Annotated in this window: 20 protein-coding genes and 1 riboswitch; of the genes, 5 read left to right on the top strand and 15 right to left on the bottom strand. The window is 68.0% G+C overall.

The window, feature by feature from the left end:
- Positions 1–84: 84 nt before the first annotated feature.
- The 10 genes from hemL to hemE form a co-directional block, all read right to left on the bottom strand.
- Positions 85–1,416, bottom strand: coding sequence for a glutamate-1-semialdehyde 2,1-aminomutase (gene hemL / locus QF038_RS06380; RefSeq protein WP_307609392.1), 1,332 nt, complete (start codon positions 1,414–1,416; stop codon positions 85–87).
- Between the two features lie 13 nt (positions 1,417–1,429).
- Positions 1,430–2,521, bottom strand: coding sequence for an LLM class flavin-dependent oxidoreductase (locus QF038_RS06375; RefSeq protein ID WP_307609391.1), 1,092 nt, complete (start codon positions 2,519–2,521; stop codon positions 1,430–1,432).
- Positions 2,521–3,501 carry a porphobilinogen synthase gene (hemB, locus tag QF038_RS06370; RefSeq protein WP_307609390.1) on the bottom strand — a complete coding sequence of 327 codons (981 nt, stop codon included), beginning with the start codon at positions 3,499–3,501 and terminating at the stop codon, positions 2,521–2,523. Before hemB ends, QF038_RS06375 begins: the two co-directional genes overlap by 1 nt.
- 79 nt (positions 3,502–3,580) lie before the next feature.
- Positions 3,581–4,450, bottom strand: coding sequence for a uroporphyrinogen-III synthase (locus QF038_RS06365; RefSeq protein WP_307609389.1), 870 nt, complete (start codon positions 4,448–4,450; stop codon positions 3,581–3,583).
- Positions 4,451–4,507: 57 nt separating this feature from the next.
- On the bottom strand, positions 4,508–5,506 hold the full coding sequence (gene hemC / locus QF038_RS06360) for a hydroxymethylbilane synthase (RefSeq protein ID WP_307609388.1): 999 nt from the start codon (positions 5,504–5,506) through the stop codon (positions 4,508–4,510).
- Entirely contained in the window at positions 5,503–6,786 is a 1,284-nt protein-coding gene (locus QF038_RS06355; protein WP_307609387.1) for a ferrochelatase, read from the bottom strand. The genes hemC and QF038_RS06355 overlap by 4 nt, the downstream gene beginning before the upstream one ends.
- Positions 6,783–7,484, bottom strand: coding sequence for a hydrogen peroxide-dependent heme synthase (gene hemQ / locus QF038_RS06350; protein ID WP_307609386.1), 702 nt, complete (start codon positions 7,482–7,484; stop codon positions 6,783–6,785). The genes QF038_RS06355 and hemQ overlap by 4 nt, the downstream gene beginning before the upstream one ends.
- 114 nt (positions 7,485–7,598) lie before the next feature.
- Positions 7,599–8,624, bottom strand: coding sequence for a hypothetical protein (locus QF038_RS06345; RefSeq protein WP_307609385.1), 1,026 nt, complete (start codon positions 8,622–8,624; stop codon positions 7,599–7,601).
- Between the two features lie 106 nt (positions 8,625–8,730).
- Entirely contained in the window at positions 8,731–10,152 is a 1,422-nt protein-coding gene (gene hemG, locus QF038_RS06340; protein ID WP_307609384.1) for a protoporphyrinogen oxidase, read from the bottom strand.
- Positions 10,153–10,155: 3 nt separating this feature from the next.
- A complete protein-coding gene (gene hemE, locus QF038_RS06335) occupies positions 10,156–11,250 on the bottom strand; it encodes a uroporphyrinogen decarboxylase (protein WP_307609383.1) in 1,095 nt (364 codons plus the stop codon).
- Between the two features lie 158 nt (positions 11,251–11,408).
- Here hemE and QF038_RS06330 point away from each other — a divergent pair, with 158 nt between their 5' ends.
- Entirely contained in the window at positions 11,409–12,734 is a 1,326-nt protein-coding gene (locus tag QF038_RS06330; protein WP_307609382.1) for a glutamyl-tRNA reductase, read from the top strand.
- Between the two features lie 74 nt (positions 12,735–12,808).
- On the opposite strand, the gene moeB is transcribed toward QF038_RS06330, so the two are convergent.
- Positions 12,809–14,008, bottom strand: a complete 1,200-nt coding sequence (gene moeB, locus QF038_RS06325; RefSeq protein ID WP_307609381.1) for a molybdopterin-synthase adenylyltransferase MoeB — start codon at positions 14,006–14,008, stop codon at positions 12,809–12,811.
- Between the two features lie 84 nt (positions 14,009–14,092).
- Between moeB and QF038_RS06320 the strand changes: the two genes are divergently transcribed.
- The 3 genes from QF038_RS06320 to QF038_RS06310 are packed head-to-tail and all read left to right on the top strand — an operon-like array spanning position 14,093 to position 15,376.
- Positions 14,093–14,758, top strand: coding sequence for a TetR/AcrR family transcriptional regulator (locus QF038_RS06320; RefSeq protein ID WP_050054471.1), 666 nt, complete (start codon positions 14,093–14,095; stop codon positions 14,756–14,758).
- Positions 14,759–14,808: 50 nt separating this feature from the next.
- Positions 14,809–15,033 carry a DUF3107 domain-containing protein gene (locus QF038_RS06315; protein ID WP_091415405.1) on the top strand — a complete coding sequence of 75 codons (225 nt, stop codon included), beginning with the start codon at positions 14,809–14,811 and terminating at the stop codon, positions 15,031–15,033.
- 40 nt (positions 15,034–15,073) lie between these two features.
- On the top strand, positions 15,074–15,376 hold the full coding sequence (locus QF038_RS06310) for a hypothetical protein (RefSeq protein ID WP_307609380.1): 303 nt from the start codon (positions 15,074–15,076) through the stop codon (positions 15,374–15,376).
- 78 nt (positions 15,377–15,454) lie between these two features.
- Here QF038_RS06310 and QF038_RS06305 read toward each other — a convergent pair whose 3' ends face one another.
- From QF038_RS06305 to QF038_RS06290, 4 genes are all read right to left on the bottom strand, one after another.
- Positions 15,455–15,793 carry a 4a-hydroxytetrahydrobiopterin dehydratase gene (locus QF038_RS06305; RefSeq protein ID WP_307609379.1) on the bottom strand — a complete coding sequence of 113 codons (339 nt, stop codon included), beginning with the start codon at positions 15,791–15,793 and terminating at the stop codon, positions 15,455–15,457.
- A gap of 52 nt (positions 15,794–15,845) precedes the next feature.
- Positions 15,846–16,655 carry a thiazole synthase gene (locus QF038_RS06300; RefSeq protein ID WP_307609378.1) on the bottom strand — a complete coding sequence of 270 codons (810 nt, stop codon included), beginning with the start codon at positions 16,653–16,655 and terminating at the stop codon, positions 15,846–15,848.
- A gap of 3 nt (positions 16,656–16,658) precedes the next feature.
- Positions 16,659–16,895 carry a sulfur carrier protein ThiS gene (gene thiS, locus QF038_RS06295; RefSeq protein ID WP_307609377.1) on the bottom strand — a complete coding sequence of 79 codons (237 nt, stop codon included), beginning with the start codon at positions 16,893–16,895 and terminating at the stop codon, positions 16,659–16,661.
- Positions 16,892–18,289, bottom strand: coding sequence for an FAD-dependent oxidoreductase (locus QF038_RS06290; protein WP_307609376.1), 1,398 nt, complete (start codon positions 18,287–18,289; stop codon positions 16,892–16,894). The genes thiS and QF038_RS06290 overlap by 4 nt, the downstream gene beginning before the upstream one ends.
- Positions 18,282–18,400: riboswitch (TPP riboswitch) on the bottom strand. It overlaps the preceding gene by 8 nt.
- A 27-nt stretch (positions 18,401–18,427) precedes the next feature.
- Between QF038_RS06290 and thiE the strand changes: the two genes are divergently transcribed.
- The gene (thiE, locus tag QF038_RS06285) at positions 18,428–19,165 is read left to right on the top strand and encodes a thiamine phosphate synthase (protein WP_307609375.1); all 738 of its coding nucleotides are present in this window, start codon (positions 18,428–18,430) and stop codon (positions 19,163–19,165) included.
- Positions 19,166–19,272 lie beyond the last annotated feature (107 nt).

Raw genomic sequence — 19,272 nt, 5'->3', positions numbered from 1 at the left:
TCACGGCAGTTCCACACGCAGGGATTGCTGTTAAGTGCCATCTCGCGGGAGAGAGACGGACGACGGCGGGACTCGCCCGGGTCTCTACCCCTGGGCGGCTGCTGCCGCCTTGGCTGCCGCCGGAAGAGCGTCGAAGATCCGGTTCATGGCGGCGTCATCGTGCGCGGCGGACAGGAACCAGGCTTCGAAGACGGACGGCGGCAGGTAGACGCCGGATTCCAGCATGGAGTGGAAGAACGGCGCGTACCGGAAGGCTTCCTGTGCTTGGGCGTCGGCGTAGTTGTGGACGCCACGGGCCGACGTGCCGAAAGCCACCGAGAAAAGGTTCCCGGCGAACTGGATGGAGTGGTCCACTCCCGCGGCGTCCAGGGCGTTGGAGAGCGCCGAGGACAGTTCCAGCGAGCGGACATCGATGAAGGAGTAGACATCCCGGGTGGCGTGGGTCAGCGTTGCCACGCCGGCGGCCATGGCCACCGGGTTTCCGGACAGGGTGCCCGCCTGGTACACGGGGCCGGTGGGGGCGAGGTAGTCCATCACGTCGGCACGCCCGCCGAGGGCCGCCGTCGGCATTCCTCCGCCGATGACCTTGCCGAAGGTGAGCAGGTCCGGCGTCCACGGCTCGGCCGCATCCGCCGCGCCGCCGGTGAGGCCCCAGTAGCCGGAGTAGCCGGTGCGGAAGCCGGTGAGGACCTCGTCCACGATCAGCAGGGCGCCGTGCTCCCGGGTGATGCGGGACAGGCCAAGGTTGAAGCCTTCCTCCGGCGTGACCACACCCATGTTGGCGGGTGCCGCTTCGGTGATGACGGCGGCGATGTTGGGTCCGTGGGTGGCGAACGCTTCCTTGACGGCGGCGAGGTCGTTGTACGGCAGCACCAGGGTTTCGGCGGCGGTGGCTTCGGTGACGCCGGCGGAGCCCGGCAGGGCCAGCGTTGCCACGCCCGAGCCGGCAGCGGCGAGCAGGCCGTCCAGGTGGCCGTGGTAGCAGCCGGCAAACTTGATGATGAGGTTCCGGCCGGTGAAGCCACGGGCCAGCCGGACAGCGGTCATGGTGGCTTCGGTGCCGGTGGAGACCATCCGGAGGCGTTCGACGGCGGGCACGCGCTCCTTGACGATTTCCGCCAGGTTCGCCTCATCCGGGGTGGAGGCGCCGAAGGAGAGGCCGCGGTCCACGGCGGCGTGGACCGCCTCCAGCACGGCGGGATGCGCGTGGCCCAGCAGTGCCGGACCCCAGGAGCAGACCAGGTCCACGTATTCCTTGCCGTCGGCGTCCGTCAGGTACGGGCCCTTGGCTGAAACCATAAAGCGGGGCGTTCCGCCCACCGACCCGAAGGCACGGACTGGCGAGTTCACCCCGCCCGGCATCAGCTGGCGGGCGCGGTCGAAGAGTGCCTCGTTGCGAGGATTGCTGGAAGTCATGGTTCCTATTCTCTCAGGTAGCCGGCTGGATACCGGCGGCGAGCAGTTCAGCCACCCGCGGCGCCACTGCAGTCCCCAGCAGCTCGATGGACCGCATCATCGCCGAGTGCGGCAGCGGGCCGTTGCTGTACTTGAAGTCGAAGCGGTCCACGCCGAGGTTCTGCTTGAGCTGGACGATTTTTTGCGCCACCGTTTCCGGCGACCCGACATACAGGGCACCCTCCGGAGCGCACAGGGCATCGAACTCGCCCCGTCCGGCAGGTCCCCACCCGCGCTCGGCTCCGATCTTGTTCCGCAGCTTCAGCCAGTGCGGGAAGAGTTCCTCGCGCGCCTGTTCGTCAGTGTCGGCCACGTGGCCCGGTGAGTGCGTGGCAATTTGCTGCATCGGGTGGCCGTACTTCGCCATGGCTTCGCGGTACAGCTCCACCAGGGGTCGGAAGCCGCGCGGCTGCCCGCCGATGATTGCGAAAATGATCGGGTAGCCGTACTGCGCGCAGCGGAGCACCGATTCAGGGGTGCCACCGACGCCGATCCAGGTGGGCAGCAGGTGGTGCTCCAGGGGCGGGTACACACTCAGGCCGGCGAGGGCGGGCCTGGTGCGGCCTTCCCAGTGCACCGGCTTCTGTGCCCGCACTTTGTCGAACAACTCGAGCTTCTCTTCGAACAGGACCTCGTAGTCGGCAAGGTCCAGCCCGAACAGCGGGAAGGACTCGATGAACGAGCCCCGCCCCAGCATCACCTCGGCCCGGCCGTTGGAGAGGGCATCCACCGTGGAGAATCTCTGGAACACCCGGATGGGATCATCGGAGCTCAGCACCGTGACGGCCGAACCCAGGCGGATCCGGGTGGTCCGCGCCGCGGCTGCGGCCAGGAAGACCTCGGGCGCGGACACGGCATAGTCCTTGCGGTGGTGCTCCCCCACCCCAAAGGCGTGAAGTCCGACGGCGTCCGCCAGTTCCGCCTGTTCCAGCAACTGGCGCAGCACCCGGGCATGCGGCTGCGGGCTGCCGTCCGGGTTCTCGCCAACGTCACCGAAGGTGTTCAGCCCCAGCAGGATCCGCTGCGGGCCCACGGGAGCTGTGGGGCTGGCAGGGACTTCAGTCATCAGGACTCCTTCAGCCAGCCGGCCAGCTCAGCGGCCCAGTAGGTCAGGACCACGTGGGCACCTGCGCGTCGGATGCCGAGCACCGATTCGGTGATGGCGGCGCGGCGGTCGATCCAGCCGTTCGCAGCGGCGGCTTCGATCATCGCGTACTCCCCCGAGATCTGGTAAGCGGCTACGGGGACCGGGCTCATTGCTGCAACATCGGCAACGATGTCCAGATAGCTCATGGCGGGCTTCACCATCACCACGTCCGCTCCCTCCGCAAGGTCCAGTTCCACCTCCCGGAGGGCTTCGGTCCGGTTGCCGGCGTCCATCTGGTAAGTCCGCCGGTCACCCTTGAGCTGCGAGTCCACCGCTTCACGGAACGGCCCGTAAAAGGCCGACGCGTACTTGGCGGCGTAGGCAACAACCGAGGTGTTGGTATGCCCGGCCTGATCCAGCGCCGACCGGATGGCGGCCACCTGGCCGTCCATCATTCCGGACGGTCCCAGCATGTGGGCCCCGGCGTCGGCCTGTGCCACTGCCATCCTGGCGTAAATTTCAACGGTCCGGTCGTTGTCAACGTAGCCGTCGGCGTCCAGCACACCGCAGTGCCCGTGGTCAGTGAACTCGTCCAGGCACACGTCGCTCATGATCACCAGGTCATCGCCGACCTCCGCCCGGACATCCCGGATGGCCTTGTTCAGGACTCCCTCAGGATCCAGGGAGGCGGTGCCCTCCGCGTCCCGCGTTTCGGGGATGCCGAACAGCATGATTCCGCCCAGGCCCAGCTCAACGGCTTCCGCCGCTGCCCGTTTCAACGTGTCAGTGGTGTGCTGCACAACGCCGGGCATCGACGTGATGGGGTTGGGTTCGGCCAGGCCTTCACGGATGAAGGCGGGAAGGATCAGCTCGGCCGGCGCCAGCCGGGTTTCGGCGGTCAGCCGCCGCATGGCCGGAGTCGTGCGCAGGCGGCGGGGGCGTTGGCTCGGAAATGTCATGTTCGACGTCCTTCACGTTGTCTGTGGAATGTGTGTACCCGCTGGCGGCTGTCCGCACCCTGCGGCATGCGCCGGCCCGTCAACCCGGGGCGAGCGCCGTCTCGACCGCGGCCACCAGGCCCTGCGGCGTCGGCTCTGCGGCAATGGCCGCCACCGGAAGGCCAAGCGCGGCGGCCTGTTCCGCCGTCGACCGTCCAATCGCCACCAGCCGGCAGCCGTGCAGCGGCGAGATTGCATGGATCCGCCGCGCCGCGCTGGGCGAGGCGGCCACTACCGCGTGGATTCGTCCCGCGGCGATTTCCGCGGCCGCTGCTTCCGGCGCCACCAGGGAGTACGACGGCGGCACCTGGCCGGGTGCCCCGTCCTCCACCGGTATGGCGAGCCTGCGCCCCGCTGCCGCCGGGTAATCAACGGTACGGTAGGCGGTGACTGCCGTGACGAGGCAGCCTGCCGCCCTCAGCCCTTCGGCGAGGCGAGCCGATGCGATCTCCGTCTGGGGCAGCAGGACCTTCCCGGCATTGGCCGGCCATACTTCAAGGAGCCCCGCCGCAGATTGTTCGTCCCTGGGCGTCAGTTCCACCGGCAGGCCGGCTCTTTCCAGAAGGTTCCGGGACGCCGGTCCCACGGCTGCGATCCGGGTGCCGGCAGGAATCCACTGCCGCAGGCTGAGGCCTCGTTCGGCCGCCTTGGCCAGGAGCACATGGACCGTGGTGGCGCTGGTGACCACCAGCCAGTCGAAGGCACCGGCGCCCAGTGCATCGCAGGCCACGTCCAGCGAATGCTGGTCCGCGGCGCGTTCGAAGTCGATCAGCGGAAGCAGCACCGCCTGCGCGCCGGCCTCCTGAAGGGCCGCCACAAGCGGCAGCGAACGCTCCGGGCTACGGGTAATCAGGACCCGCACCCCGTCAAGCGGCTTGCTGCCGGGCAGGCTGCCGGCGCCGGGAGGCATGCTCAACAACCCCCGCGAACGGGGTTCCGGTGGCGCGAAAGCAGTGCCATGGCGGGCTCAGGAAGCCTGCAGGTCTGCGATGTCGGCGGCACCAGCGGCCAGGAGGACCTCGGCGAGTTCGATGCCCAACAGGGTGGCGCCCACTTCCGTCAGGCCGTCCGTTGCCCGCTTGTCCCTGACCGAAGCGGTGCCGTCCACGGCGCACACCACGGCTTCGAGGTGGAGCATGCTGCCCTTGCGGTAGGCGTACGCCCCTACTGGCGCGGCGCAGCCTGCCTCAAGTCGCGCCAGCAGTGCGCGTTCGGCAGTCACAGCCAGCCGGGTGTCCGGATCATCCAGCGCGGCCAGTGCCTGGGCCAGGACTTCCTTGGAGCCTTCGCTTGAACCCGGCCGAGGCGGAGCGTCTGCGGTGCGGCACTCGATGGCAAGCGATCCCTGGCCGGCGGCGGGCAGCATCACGTCCGTCTCGAGGAATTCGCTGACGGCGTCCAGCCGGCCGATGCGTTCCAGGCCGGCTGCGGCCAGCACCACAGCATCCAGGTCACAGGACTTTCCCGGAACCACCTCGGCGGTGGCGTTGCCCGGCAGCCCGGGGACCCTGCCCAGGCGGGTGTCCACGTTGCCGCGGATGTCCTTGATGTCCAGGTCCGGGCGGGCGGCGCGGAGCTGGGCAGCCCGGCGGGGCGAACCCGTCCCTACTGTCGCTCCGGACGGGAGATCGGCAAGCTTGAGCCCGTCACGGGCGCACAGGACGTCGCGGACGTCCACCCGCTTCGGGGTGGCCGCCAGGCTGAGCCCCACTGCGGCCCCGGTGGGCAGGTCCTTGAGCGAGTGGATCGCCACGTCGCACTCGCTGCGCAGCAGCGCGTCTCGCAGGGCGGCGACGAAAACGCCAGTCCCGCCCATCTGCGACAGGGAACCGGTGAGTACATCGCCGTCAGTCCTGATATGGACGAGCTCCACCGCGAAGCCTCCGACGGCGGCCAGCTGGTCCGCCGTCTGCTGCGTCTGGGTGAGCGCGAGCTTGCTGGCGCGGGTTCCGATGCGGACCGTCACTGCTGCGGCGCTCCCCCGGCAGTATTGGACGCGGCCTGGCCGGCAGGTGTTTCACCCGGGTAGGGATCGTGGCCCGTGCCCACGGTGGTGTCCGCTCCGGCGACGGTTGGCTTTTCCCCGCGGAAGTTCGCGCAGCATCCCGGCCGGCACACGTCGTACCAGGGCCCCAGGGCGGTCGCGGCGGGACGCTCGCTGATGTTGTTGGCCACCGTCCGCTCGGAAATCAGGTCCACGAGCCCATTAACGAACTTGCGGTGCGTGCCGGGGGTGGGCACCCGGATGGCGGCAAGGCCAAGGTTGGCGCAGGTTTCCAGGGCTTCAGTGTCCAGGTCCCAGACGACTTCCATGTGGTCGCTGACAAACCCGAGCGGCACAATAACAATGCCCTTAACGCCCTGCCCGGCCAACTCCTCAATGGCGTCGTTGATGTCCGGCTCCAACCAGGGCACGTGCGGCGCACCGGATCGGGACTGGTACACCAGGGACCACGGCGCAGTGAGGCCCGATTCCTCTTCGACACGCTGCATTACTGCGGCACCGGTGGCCAGGTGCTGGGCAACGTAGGCGGAACCCTCTTCGAATTCGCGCGGTTCACCCTCTGACCGGCCTGCCGCTTCGGCGTCCCGGGTGGGGATGGAGTGGGTGGCAAACAGGATCTGGACCGGCGCGTCAGGGGTGCCGGCAGCGGCGAGCTGTTCGCGGACCGAAGCCAGGCCGGCGGCGGTGCCCTCGATGAAGGGTTCCACAAAGCCGGGGTGGTCGAAGTACTGGCGCACCTTGTCCACCTCGAGCCTGCCGTCCAGGCCGGTTTCGGTCAGTGCCATGCCGATGTCCTCGCGGTACTGGCGGCAGCTGGAGTAACAGGAGTAGGCACTCGTGGTGACCATCAGCAGGCGGCGGTGCCCGGCGTCGTAAGCATCCTGCAGGGTCTGCGGGATGTACGGTGCCCAGTTGCGGTTGCCCCACAGCACGGGCAGATCGATGCCGCGGGCGGACAGTTCAGCCTCGAGGGCCGCCTTGAGCTCACGGTTCTGCTGGTTGATGGGGCTGATGCCGCCATTGGCCCGGTAGTGGTGTGACACTTCCTCGAGCCGCTCGTCCGGGATGCCGCGGCCGCGGGTGACGTTGCGGAGGAACGGGATGACGTCCTCCTGGCCCTCGGGTCCGCCGAAGGAGGCCAGGAGGACGGCGTCGTAGTTCTTCGGCGCCATCCGTCCTGCCTCGGTGACGGGGTTCACGGCCGTAACTTCGGCCGGTTCCCGTGCCTCGAGCGGGCTCATGCTAGCACCTCGGCAACCTCGGCCGCGGAGATGCGGCGGCCGGTGTAGAACGGAATTTCCTCCCGGACGTGGTTGCGTGCCTCGGTGGCGCGCAGGTGGCGCATCAGGTCCACCAGGTCCACGAGCTCGGGTGCCTCCAGCCCCAGGATCCACTCCCAGTCGCCCAGCGCGAAGGAGGAAACGGTGTTGGAGATGACCTGCGGGAAGTCACGGCCCAGCAGGCCGTGGTCGCGGAGCATCTTGCCGCGCTCGGCCTCCGGCAGGATGTACCACTCGTACGAGCGCACGAACGGGTACACGCAAAGCCACTCGGCCGGTGCGACACCCCGGGAGTATGCAGGAGTGTGGTTCTTGGCGAACTCAGCCTCGCGGTGCACACCCATGGCTGACCAGACAATCTCGGTTCCGGCGAACAGCGTGCTGCGGCGGATGTCCCGGATAGCCTGCTGAAGGGCTTCAGGCTTGGGTCCGTGGAGCCACACCATCACGTCCGCGTCAGCACGCATGGCCGAAACGTCGTAGCTGCCGCGGTGTGTCACGCCGCCCTGGGCCAGCCGTTCCAGCAGCGCTTCGAAGTCACGGGCAGCGTCTGCGCTGCGGATCAGGGTTTCGGAGCGCTTGAAGACCGTCCAGAGGGTGAAGAACTGCTCGGCTGATTCTTCGGTTTTAGTGACAGATTCGGCAGAAGTGTGGCTCATGGTTACAAGTTTGCCCCTTCACACCCGCCAAGTCGAAACCAGCAAGTTCTACACAGCGTAGAAGTGCTTAAAGTCACATGCGCATTCGTTTCCCGCCCGGACCGGAGGACGGTCCTAGGGATTCCGCAGGCGGAAAAAGACCAGCCCCGCAGCCCCGGCCACTCCCACCAGTCCCGAGCCCAGCCAGACCAGTGCGCTCTTGGGCTCCGCCTGCGTATTCAGCTCCGCGTTGCTCCGCACGCTGCTGGCCTGGGTGGCTCCACCATAGGACGGCGTCCACCCCGAGTTGGGCTCAGGCACTGCATAGAGCGGCGCCTGCGCGGCTGATGCCGCACTGGATGGAGTCCCTGCGGTTGCTTCGGTTCCGGACTGGCCGTTGGCGGTCCCGGGAAGATCCGCTGGACCGGATCCGGCCGGGCTGCGCTGCTCTGCCGTGGCACCGGCCGCACCCGCCGGCGTTTCCTGTGCGCCGGGGGCTTGCCCAGCGGTAGCCGGCCCGGCAGGGGCAGCAGCTGACGGGATGGCAGCAGCCGGCGTCCCTGGCGCCGGGGTTCCGGCGGCGGAAGATGCAGGGGCGGGGGCCTGGACCGGGGCGGAGGACGCGGGAGACGCAGCAGGTCCCTGCGGCACGGCGGCGGAGCCCGAAGGAGCGGACGTGGCAGGCCGGGTGGCCGTCGGAGTGCTGGACGTTGGAGCGCCGCCCGCCGTCGGAACGGGTGAGGGCGTAGTGGTAGTCGCCGGCGCCGACCCCGCATTGGGCGAGAGTGTGGCGGTGATGGCCGGCAGGAGCGCCGAGGGAACCGCCGAAACGGAAGCGGAGGCAGTGGCTGCCGGACGTGCATCAGGAGTGCCGTTACGGGCGGAGTTGCGGCTCTTGTCGCGGTTCCGGCCGGCCGCGTCCCCTCGCGCCTCGGCAGACTGCGCCGTCAGCGGGACCACCAGCGGCAGGGATGCGGTGTCCACGGCCGGAGCCGAAGGGTCGCCGGGATCGCCTGTTCCTTCCACGGCTTGGGACGCCGGGACGCCTGTGGACAGAACCAGTACCGCTCCGATTGCCGCGGCTGCAGCGCCGCGCCGGATTCCCCCATGGATACCAGTCCGGGACATTGAAAGCTCGGACTTGTGTTGAACCATAGTCATCGACCCTAACGATGCTCCGCGGGGAAATGAAAGCCGGCGAAAGCCCGGAACGGTGGCCACCGGGAGGCCCTTTCGGAGGACTCGCCGGGCTGACCAGTAACAACGTTCAGGAAGTGAGCTTCCGTATCTGGTCTTTTGTGTCGGATACCACTGCGGCGAGTCCGTTGCCCGCTACCCAGCCACCCACCAGGGCCAGGCCTCCGGCTGCGCTGCAGGCTTCCCGGATCGCGTTCACCCGTGCACGGTGTCCGACGGCGGCAAACGGCAGGGACCCGGGCCACCGGACAACGTCCCAGTCCACAACGTCCTGCCGGCTGATGCCGACGGCCAGCAGCGCCGAAGCGTCGATCAGCGACGCGGCCAGGAGTTCGTCATCGGTACCAAGGCCGGCGGCCTGGCTGCCCGTCCGCTCGATCCGCCCGTAGGAGAGCCGAAGGACATGCCGTCCGGGACCCGCGGCGTCCGCGAGCCAGTCCCATTTGCCGGTGGCGTGCGTCAGGGCCTTGGCCCGGACGCCCGGGGTCTGGGGCGCAACGAGGATGCCGGTGCCGCGCGGACGGCTGTCCAGGTCAGGCTTGTCCAGTACCAGCGTGACAAGCTGCACGTCGGGCCCCGAGCCCGGCTTCTTGCCCGCGATGGCGGGAACCGCTGACTCCAGCAGGCCGACGGCAGCCGGACCATCGACGGCAACTGCCAGCAGGCCGGCGTCGTACGTCTTTCCGGCAGCGTCCACGCGCCAGCCTTCCGATGTCCTGGCCACCGACACCGCGCGTGTGCCGGCCAGGAGCGTGACGCCCCGGGCCCGGAGATCGCTGACCAGCGCGCTGACCAAGGTGTGCATGCCGCCTTCCAGGCCGGCGACGGCGGAGCCTGCCTTGGCGGGTCCGGCGCTGTTGCGCCGTTGGGCGGCTACGGCGGCGGCCAGCGAGCCGTGCTTGCGGAGTCCGGCCCGGAGTCCCGGTGCCACCATGTCGACGTCGAGCAGGGCCGGATCAGCCGAGTGGACGCCTCCGACTACCGGCGCCACGAGGCGCTCCAGGACGCGGCTGCCCATCCGCGCCTTGACCAGCGCGGCCACGCTTACAACCTCCGCGGTGGCGCCTGCGGAGGCGGGAAGGATCCGGTCCAGGGACGCCCGCAGGGAACCAAGCAGGCCCAGGGTTCGGCGTACTTCCGGCTCCCACGGGTTGGCGGGGATGCCCAGGACACCGGTTTTGGGAAGTTCGCGGGGACCGTCCGGGAGCTGCACCCAGGCGCCGCCTGGCCGGGGCTGGACGATCCGGCTGGAAAGGCCGAGTTCGCCAGCCAGGGTGGCGACCGCGTCGGAGCGGGTGGCGAAGGATTCGGCCCCGCTGTCCAGGGTAACGCCGGCAACCTTGTGGCTGCCCACGCAACCACCCCACTCCAGGCCCGCTTCCAGGACCGTTACCCGGTGCCCGGCAGCGGCGAGTTCCCGGGCGGACAGCAGCCCCGAGATCCCCCCGCCCAGCACCAGGGCGTCCGCGGTCCCGGCCTTGTTGGCGTCCACGGTTTACTCCGGGGAGATGGAGTGGATGAGCTCTACAACCCGGGTCAGGACGGCAGGGTCGGTTTCCGGAGGGACGCCGTGACCGAGGTTAAGGACATGGCCCGGAGCCGCTGAGCCGGCCTTGATGACGGCTCTCACGTGGGCCTCGAGGATCTCCCACGGGGCGGACAACAGGGCGGGGTCGATGTTGCCCTGAAGGGGGACGGACCCGCCCAGCCGGCGGTTGGCCTCATCCAGCGGAAGGCGGTAGTCCACCCCTACCACGTCCACGCCCACATCGCGCATGGCCACCAGGAGCTCGGAAGTTCCGGTACCGAAGTGGATCAGCGGCGCGCCAAGGTGCCGCACGTGGTCGAGGGCACGGGCGGATGCAGGGGCTACGTACTTGGTGTAGTCGGCCAGGCCCAGGGAGCCCGCCCAGGAGTCGAAGAGCTGACCGGCGGAGGCGCCCGCCTCGAGCTGTGCCCGGAGGAACATGCCGGATGCGTCAGCTGCCCAGTTGGCCAGCGCGCTCCAGGTCTCGGGGTCAGCGTGCATCATGGTCCGCGGGCCGAGGTGGTCGCGGGAGGGTTTGCCTTCCACCATGTAGGCCGCCAGGGTGAAAGGTGCCCCGGCGAAGCCGATCAGGGGTGTTTTGCCGAGCTCGGCAACGGTGAGCCGCACAGCCTCGCGAATGGGTTCCAGTGCCTCCCAGGTCAGCTGGGGCAGTGCAGCAACGTCCGCCGCTGTCCGCACGGGCCTGTCCAGGACCGGGCCCACACCCGGAACGATGTCCACGCCAACGCCGGCCAGCTTCAGTGGAATAACGATGTCTGAGAAGAAGATGCCGGCATCGACGTCATGGCGGCGGACGGGCTGGAGCGTGATTTCCGACGCCAGTTCCGGCCGAAGGCAGGAGTCCAGCATCGCGATGCCTTCGCGGACCTTCAGGTATTCCGGAAGGGAGCGCCCTGCCTGCCGCATGAACCAGACGGGGCGCCTGGACGGCTTGCCGCCCCGGTACGCCGTAATCAGCGGCGAGTCAGCGGTGCGACCGTCCATGAGCGGATGGTCTGCAGCGAGGGCGCCGGCAGCGGACATGGCAGGGCTGGAAGTCATGCCTCCGATTGTGCCCAAAAACGGCGGCAAAAGATAACGACAGGCTGTCACGCTAAAGGGCACTGCCCGCCCCGTGTCAGGAATCACAGGCCCTGGCTGCCGCTCCCGGGCCGGACAGTTGTTCTACCGCGGAACGAAAAAGCTATGATTGACCTGCTGTGGTTCTTTTTTCATTGGTGGCAACACACGCCGACATCGATCTTGAGACCGTTGCTCAGTTGAGCAACGGTGCTTCGGAGATCGCCACATCCGCTCTCTCCGGATCGCCGGCAGTGACGGGTGCGGTTGTCCTTGCCACCTGCAACCGGTACGAAATCTACGGTGAGGCGCCCCATCCGGACGATGTGGAAGCCGCACGCGCCGCCCTCGTTGCCCAGATCAGCGAAGCCAGCGGACTGAGTGAACCCCTCGTCTCCCGCTCCTTCAGCACCCGCACAGGTCCCGAAGTCACACAGCACCTGTTCGCCGTCAGTGCCGGACTGGACTCGGCCGTCGTCGGCGAACGCGAGATCGCCGGCCAGGTACGGCGCGCCCTGATCACCGCGCAGCACGAAGGCACCGCCAGTTCGGGCCTCGTCCGGCTGTTCCAGGCCGCATCCAAAACGGCCAAGGACGTGGGCGCCCAGACTGCCCTCGGATCCCGGGGCCTGTCGATCGTTTCGGTGGCCCTCGACCTCGCCACCGATCTTTCCGAAAACCCTGACTGGACCACCAAAAAGGTGGTGGTCTTCGGAACCGGCGCCTACGCCGGCGCCACCATGGCGCTGCTGCGTGAGCGCGGCTGCACCGACATTTCCGTTTTCTCCTCCTCCGGCCGTGCCGAAGGCTTTGTGGCCACCCGCGGGGGCACCGCCCTTAACGAAGAGTCTCTCCGGCCTGCCGTTGCCGCCGCGGACGTCATGATCGGCTGCAGCGGTTCGGACACCCGGGTTGAGGCCGACGAGCTTGCGCAGGTCCGTGCAGATTCGCCCCAGCCGCTGATCGCCATAGACCTCGCCCTCACCCACGACTTTGACCCCGGCGTGGGCGAGCTGGACGGCGTCGAGCTGCTGACCCTGGAGTCCGTGCGCCTGGCCGCACCGCAGGAACAGGCAGAATCCCTGGCCCAGGCAAGCGGCATCGTCAGCGGCGCTGCCAAGGCCTTCGAGCAGGAGCGGGAGGCCCGGTCCGTGGACTCCGCCATTGTTGCCCTGCGGCGGCACACCATGAACGTGCTCGACGCGGAAATGGAGAAAGTCCGCGCCCGGCACGGCTGCACCGCTGCTGCCGAAGAAGTGGAGTTCGCCCTCCGACGCATGGTCAAGCAACTGCTTCACGTCCCCACCGTCCGCGCCCGCGAACTGGCAGCCAACGGCCAGCAGGACGAATATGTGGCCGCCCTGGAAGCGCTCTACGGCATCACCGTTGAGCAGCCCGCCGCACGCGCAGTCCCCCCGGCGGAGTGCCCGGTGGACCACGATGACATCGGCCGCGAAACGGCCTGACCACCCCCATTTGAGCTATCACTTTTGGTCCCTTTGCCGCCCTTTTGGGGACCAAAAGTGATAGCTCAAGTGCCTCAGTAGACGGGCTTGTGGGGTTCCACGTCGCGCACCCAGGCGAGGATGCCGCCGTCGAGATGGCTCACCCGCTGGTAGCCCGCCTTCTGCGCCGCAGCCAGCACGTTGGCGGACCGGGTGCCGGCTTTGCAGTGGAACACAATCTCTTTGTCCTGCGGCAGTTCATTCCACGCCTCGCCGGCCAGGATCCGGCCCTGCGGGATCAGCGTGGCGCCGTCGATCCGGACGATGTCGTACTCCCCCGATTCCCGCACATCCACCAGTTCGAAGTCCTTCAGCCCCGCCTTGCGCGACGCCAGCATGGTGGCCAGTTGAGTTGCCGTAACGGTGTGTTCAGTATCCGACGGGGCCGCCGGCGTGATGCCGCAGAAGGCCTCGTAATCCGTCAGCTCCGTGATGGGCGCGGCCGCGGGGTCTTTCGACACGCGGATCTCGCGCCAGCTTCCGCCCAGGGCGTCAAAGAGTGCCACGCGGCCCAGCAGTGAACGCCCGACGCCGGTGATCAGCTTGACTGCCTCCGTCACCATCAGCGATCCCACGGCGGCGCAGAGCATGCCGAACACACCGCCCTCACCGCAGGAAGGCACCGAGCCGGCGGGTGGCGCTTCAGGGTAGAGGTCGCGGTACGTGGGGCCATGCTTCTCCCAGAAGACGCTCACCTGGCCGTCGAACCGGAAGATGGAGCCCCAGACGTAGGGCTTGCCCAGGATGGCGGCGGCGTCGTTGACCAGGTAGCGGGTGGCGAAGTTGTCGGCGCCGTCCAGGATCAGGTCATAGTCAGCGAACAGCTCCAGGGCATTACTGGCATCCAGCCGGACATCGTGCAGCCGGACGTCCACCAAGGGGTTGAGGGCGGCAATGGAGTCCCGTGCCGACTCGATTTTGGGCCGGCCCACGTCCGCTACGCCGTGGATAACCTGGCGCTGCAGGTTGCTGAGGTCAACGGCGTCGTCGTCGATGATGCCCAGGGTGCCCACCCCTGCGGCGGCGAGGTACAGCAGCGCCGGTGACCCCAGCCCGCCGGCACCGATCACCAGCACCTTTGCATTCTTGAGCCGCCGCTGTCCCAGCGCGCCGATCTCGGGAATGATGAGGTGCCGCGAGTAGCGCTCCACCTCGGCAGCAGTCAGCTCACCAGCCGGTTCAACCAGCGGATCCAGTGAAACTGTTGAAACATTTGCGGTGAATGTCGAAGCCATACTTCAATGTATGCCCCGGGATACCGCCGGGTCATATTACCCCGAAGTAGAGTGGGGGTAACAGCAAGGGAAAGAAGGACAACTGTGGTCCATGAAGCACGGGCCGGCCGCCCGTCCGCAGCCGAACCGCAAACCGCCCCGCGCCCCGCCGGGCAACGGTCCGCCCGGCTTCCCAGGGACGAAAGACGCGCACAGCTCCTTTCCGCAGCACAGGAAGTTTTTGTGGCAAACGGGTACCACGGCGCCGCCATGGACGAGATCGCCGAGACCGCCCACGTCAGCAAGCCTGTCCTTTACCAGCATTTCCCCTCAAAGCGGGAGCTGTACCTGGCCCTTCTGGAAAGCCATCTGGCCTCCCTCACCGAGCTGATGCTCGGGGCGCTGAACTCGACTACGGACAACGATGAACGCGTTCAGGCCGTTATGCGCGCCTATTTCCAGTTCATCGCCAACGATGACCAGGCCCACCGGCTGGTCTTCGAGTCTGACCTGATCAATGATCCCGATGTCAGCTCGCGGCTGGAGACTTTCAACCGGACGTTCGCGGATGCCATTGCCCGCGTCATCGCGGAGGACACCAAACTTCCCCATCTGGAAGCGGAACTGCTGGGCCGCGGGCTTGCCGGTATGGCCCAGGTAAGTGCGCGCTACTGGCTGGAAACAGACGGCAACCTGGACCTCGATGTGGCCAGCGACCTCATTTACCGTTTAGCTTGGCGCGGAATCTCTCGCTTCCCCAAAGAGTCCTAGACTACAAATAAGACATAACCGAGAAACGTGAACTGGCTGGGAGGCCCCCTGTGGAAGTAAAGATCGGCGTTCAGAACGTTGGCCGCGAAATTGTGCTCGAGTCAAACGAGGACGCAGACTCCGTGGCCAAGGTTGTCGAGGAAGCCATCAGCAACGGCGGTGACCTGCGCCTGAAGGATGACAAGGGACGCCTGATCATTGTTCCCGGCAAGGCCCTGGCATACGTCGAAATCGGCGCCGAAGAACAGCGCCGCGTAGGTTTCGGCCAGTTCTAGCCGCTGCCGTCCGGACAGGGCGGTTATTCCGAGGAGAGCCATGCTTTCGTTGACCATCGTGGTGCTGGTGACAGCCGCCGCAGGTTTCATCGTCTGGGCCAACGACAAACGCCATACGAAATACGGGGTTGGCGTGCCGGCCGGCGTCGCCGTGGCCGTGGGAGCGTTGAGCTGGATCATCCTGATGGCCGCAGGTTTCGGGTACCGTCCGGGGCTGACCTGGATGCCGTGGGTCCTTCCCATGGTGCTCGGATCAGCAGCGGCCGTGGCGGCAGTCATCTTCCTGGGCCGCGTCCGGGCCAAGCGGGATCTGGAACGGCTCACCGCGATCCTGCGGCTCTAACCGGCGGCACCCTCAACGCTAAACGCCTGTGACCACTGCCCTGGGCAGTGGTCACAGGCGTTTGAACGCGCGGCATGATCAGGCGGCTGCTGGATGCTTCGCGGGCTCCGCAACGGCATGGACCGCGGCGGCGGCCTCACTGACTGCCTCAGCCGCTCCGACGTCGCGCGCGGTCACCTCTCCCCCGGCGTCATGGGAGGTGTAGCGGAGGAACACCCTGTTGTACCGCCAGTCCAGGTCCGGGTGGTGGTTCTGTTCCTCGGCAAGGCGCCCGACGGCGGCCATCAGCTCAAGCGCGGCAGCCGACGTCGGCATTTTATACACGGTGAGGAGGGCGCCGCCGCGATAGCGCCAGTCGGGCAGGACTGCCAGGGCGTCCTCGAGCCGTTCGGGGGAAAGAACGTCCTTGCTGGACATGGCTGCTCCTTTGTGCGTTGCGCATGCCCGGGCCGCCGCTTGGCCGGAAGGGCTAGAGGAACTCGGCCCGGCCTTCCATGGCCGACGACGCCAGTGCATGTTCGCGGCGCGGTATCCTGCCGGCCGTCTTCGCCAGCCTACCGGCGATTACCGCGTGTTTGAAGGCCTCCCCCATGAGCGCAGGATTCTGGGCCCGGGTCACGGCCGTGGCCAGCAGGACGGCGTCGCAGCCCAGTTCCATGGCCAGGGCTGCGTCCGAGGCCGTCCCGATGCCGGCGTCGAGCACAACCGGAACCGAGGCCCGGGACACAATCAGTTCAATATTGTGCGGATTCAGGATGCCAAGCCCCGTGCCGATGGGTGATCCGAGCGGCATTACAGCCGTGGCGCCAAGGTTCTCGAGCCGGAGGGCCAGGACAGGATCGTCGTTCGTGTAGGCGAACACCTTGAAGCCTCTGCTGACGAGCTGCTCAGTGGCGTCCACCAGTTCCACGGCGTCCGGCAAGAGGGTGTGTTCGTCGGCAATGACTTCCAGCTTCACCCAGTCGGTTTCCAGCGCTTCACGGGCCAGTTCCGCCGTGAGCACGGCGTCCCGGGCTGTGAAGCAGCCGGCGGTGTTGGGCAGCACCCGGATGCCGTGGTCCACGAGCAGCTGGAACAGCGAGCCTGATTCCGCGGTCGAGTAGCGGCGCATGGCCACGGTGGTCAGGCTGGTGCCGGAAGCGAGGAGCGCAGCGCCGAGGCCGTCCAGGCTGGGGGCGCCGCCGGTGCCCATGATGAGCCGGGATTCCAGTTCGACGCCGTCAATGACCAGCGGGTCCTGCAGCGCCGGGGAGGTTGAGGTGGTGATGGTTCCGCCCATGGGTCAGCCTCCCTGCACGGCCGTGACGAGTTCGACCTCGTCGCCGTCCGCGAGCGCAGTGGCAAACCACTGGCTGCGCGGCACTACCTGTGCGTTGTGTGCCACGGCCACACCGAGCTTTTGGCCATCCGTGGCCTGCCCGTCCGCACTGAGGTGGCGGCCGGTGACCTGGCTGACGAGCTGCGTGATGGAAGCACCATCCGGCACTGGGTGCGGGGTTCCGTTCAAGGTGATGTTCATACTGTTTCCTTTGTGGGCGGTTGGTGGCTCGGGTGGCCGGTTGGGAAGCGGGTAGGTGCGGCGGGTGCAGGTACCCCGCTGAAGCGGGCCGGGTTGAAGGGCGCCCAGCGGGGGTCCTCGTGGCCGTCCAGGAGGTCCCGGCAGATGGCGGCTGCGGCCGGCGTCAGGTGGACGCCGTGCCGGAAGAACCCGGTGGCGATGATGAGCCCGGGGGTGTGTCCGCCGGCCTGGCCCGCGCCCTCCGTTGTGGGCACGCGCCCCAGCAGCGGGGCATTGTCCGGGGTTCCAGGTCTGGCGCGGGCGGTACATTCGAGCAGTTCGAGTTCGGCGACGGCGGGAAGCAGCACCTGCGCGTCGCGGAGGAGTTGGTAGGCGCCGCCGGCAGAAACGGCGTCGGTCGCGGAGGGCGCGTCTTCACGCTGGGTCGCCCCGATCACCACGGTGCCGTCCCGGCGGGGAACGATGTACACCGGGACCCCGCGCACCAGTCCGCGGACGGTGGACGCCACCAACGGTTGCAAATGCCGGGGCACTGCCAACCGCAGGATGTCCCCATAGACGGGCCGCAGCGGAAGGTGCAGACCCTCCGGGAGGGACTCCAGTTCCGCCGCCTGCAGCCCGTTTGCAACTACGGTCTCGCCGGCCAGCACGGTTCCGCCACCGGCCAACTGCACGCCGGCAACAGCCCCGTCCTGCCACAGCAGCCCTCGTGCTTTGTCCGGCACGGAGTAGCCGTCGGCGGCGCCGGCCACAGCCGTGCCATCGCCCCCGGTCCCACTGTTGGCACCCTCGTCCCTGGTCCCGTTCGCGTCGCTGCCGCTGCCTTGGCCGCGGTGGCCGGCGAGCGCGCGCCGCAGGCAGTCCACCAGCAGCCTTGGGTCCACCTGGTGATCGGCCGGGGTGTCCAGCGCGCAGGCGATGGCCGGGCTTAGAAGTGGCTCCCTCCGGCGGGCTTCGCGGACGGTGAGCGGTTCCACGGTGAGTCCGTTGGCCTGCTGTACTCCGCGCAGGTCCATCAGCGCCCGGCGGTCCGCGGCGTCGGCACCCACGGCGAGGGTCGGCGTCGTGATGTATCCCGGATCAGCACCGGATGCTGCCCGTAGCCCGGCAACAAAAGCGGGCCACCGCGTCGAGCTGTCCAGCATCAGCTCCAGGAGGCCCTCCTCCTGGTAGTGCAGTTCGCTGACGGGGGCGAGCATTCCGGCGGCCGCCCAGCTGGCCCCGGAACCCGGGGCGTCGTCGATGAGCACCACGGAACGTCCGGAGCGTTGTGCCTCCCAGGCGATGCCGTGGCCGGTCACTCCGCCGCCAATCACGGCGACATCGGCCCGGACGGTGCCGCCGGCGCGCGCGGCCTGTTGTTCCGTTGCGCCGCGGCCAGATAGTGCGCCCATGTGTCTCCTTCCCTACGCCGGTACTAGCCGGATCAGGTCAAGCGGTCGGCTCTGACGCCCTCTCAGCCCGGCGCTTTGTGACAGCTGCCGCGGGCTCCCGCAGTACGAGGCAAGTGTAGAGGAACTAGGCTTGCCCCCATGAATGTGTCCCACACTCCTGCCGCCGGCACCGATGTCCTCAGCACCACCAAAATCAGCAACGGCCTCAGCTCCGCGCGCCTGTACCTCTGCACGGATGCCCGCAAGGACCGAGGCGATTTCGGGCAGTTCGTAGATGCCGCTTTTGCCGGCGGCGTGGACATCATCCAGCTCCGGGACAAAACCATCGAGGCCGCGGAGGAGCTGGAACTCCTGGCCATGCTGAAGGAAACCGCGGAGCGCCACGGCCGGCTGTGGGCTGTCAATGACAGGGCTGACATCGCCGTGCTGTCCGGCGCGCCCGTGTTCCACATCGGCCAGAAAGACCTCCCCCTCGCTGCCGCGCGCACCCTGCTCAACGGCAATGCAGCCATCGGACTGTCCAGCCATGCACCGAAGCAGGTGGACGCAGCCCTCGCGGCAGCCGCCGGGCCCGCGGGGCTGGACTACTTCTGCGTGGGCCCCGTGTGGGCGACGCCCACCAAACCAGGGCGGGCCGCCGTCGGGCTTGAGCTGGTGAAGTACGCCGCCGCGGCTGCCAGTGCTGCGGGGCAGGAAGGACAGTCCGACGGCGGTGTCCCCTGGTTTGCCATCGGGGGCATTGACCACGGCAATGTTGAGCAGGTGGTGGAAGCAGGCGCCCGCCGGATCGTGGTGGTCCGGGCCATCACGGAAGCCGACGATCCGGCAGCCGCCGCCGCATCGCTCCTCGCGGCCCTGGATGCCCCCGGTTCCTGAGGCTGCCCCGGCCACTGGCGATGCGGCCCACTGCCGATTCCGTCTGCTGACGCTCGTTACCCTGCTTTTACCGTCGCGCCCTTCCCGGCCCGGATGCCTGCATTATC

Source organism: Pseudarthrobacter sp. W1I19 (assembly GCF_030817835.1).
GTDB lineage: Bacteria > Actinomycetota > Actinomycetes > Actinomycetales > Micrococcaceae > Arthrobacter.
The sequence above is the reverse complement of the archived record's forward strand: the minus strand, read 5'-3'. Positions and strand labels throughout refer to the sequence as shown.

Excerpts from the sequence above, each read along its gene's own strand:
- hemL (WP_307609392.1), bottom strand. The coding sequence starts at position 1,416 with ATGACTTCCAGCAATCCTCGCAACGAGGCACTCTTCGACCGCGCCCGC.
- QF038_RS06290 (WP_307609376.1), bottom strand. The coding sequence starts at position 18,289 with ATGGGCGCACTATCTGGCCGCGGCGCAACGGAACAACAGGCCGCGCGC.
- moeB (WP_307609381.1), bottom strand. The coding sequence starts at position 14,008 with ATGGCTTCGACATTCACCGCAAATGTTTCAACAGTTTCACTGGATCCG.
- hemQ (WP_307609386.1), bottom strand. The coding sequence starts at position 7,484 with ATGAGCCACACTTCTGCCGAATCTGTCACTAAAACCGAAGAATCAGCC.
- thiE (WP_307609375.1), top strand. The coding sequence starts at position 18,428 with ATGAATGTGTCCCACACTCCTGCCGCCGGCACCGATGTCCTCAGCACC.
- hemB (WP_307609390.1), bottom strand. The coding sequence starts at position 3,501 with ATGACATTTCCGAGCCAACGCCCCCGCCGCCTGCGCACGACTCCGGCC.
- hemE (WP_307609383.1), bottom strand. The coding sequence starts at position 11,250 with ATGACTTCCAGCCCTGCCATGTCCGCTGCCGGCGCCCTCGCTGCAGAC.
- QF038_RS06305 (WP_307609379.1), bottom strand. The coding sequence starts at position 15,793 with ATGTCCAGCAAGGACGTTCTTTCCCCCGAACGGCTCGAGGACGCCCTG.
- QF038_RS06355 (WP_307609387.1), bottom strand. The coding sequence starts at position 6,786 with ATGAGCCCGCTCGAGGCACGGGAACCGGCCGAAGTTACGGCCGTGAAC.
- QF038_RS06365 (WP_307609389.1), bottom strand. The coding sequence starts at position 4,450 with ATGCCTCCCGGCGCCGGCAGCCTGCCCGGCAGCAAGCCGCTTGACGGG.
- QF038_RS06300 (WP_307609378.1), bottom strand. The coding sequence starts at position 16,655 with ATGGGCGGAACCATCACCACCTCAACCTCCCCGGCGCTGCAGGACCCG.
- thiS (WP_307609377.1), bottom strand. The coding sequence starts at position 16,895 with ATGAACATCACCTTGAACGGAACCCCGCACCCAGTGCCGGATGGTGCT.
- QF038_RS06375 (WP_307609391.1), bottom strand. The coding sequence starts at position 2,521 with ATGACTGAAGTCCCTGCCAGCCCCACAGCTCCCGTGGGCCCGCAGCGG.
- QF038_RS06310 (WP_307609380.1), top strand. The coding sequence starts at position 15,074 with ATGCTTTCGTTGACCATCGTGGTGCTGGTGACAGCCGCCGCAGGTTTC.
- QF038_RS06345 (WP_307609385.1), bottom strand. The coding sequence starts at position 8,624 with ATGACTATGGTTCAACACAAGTCCGAGCTTTCAATGTCCCGGACTGGT.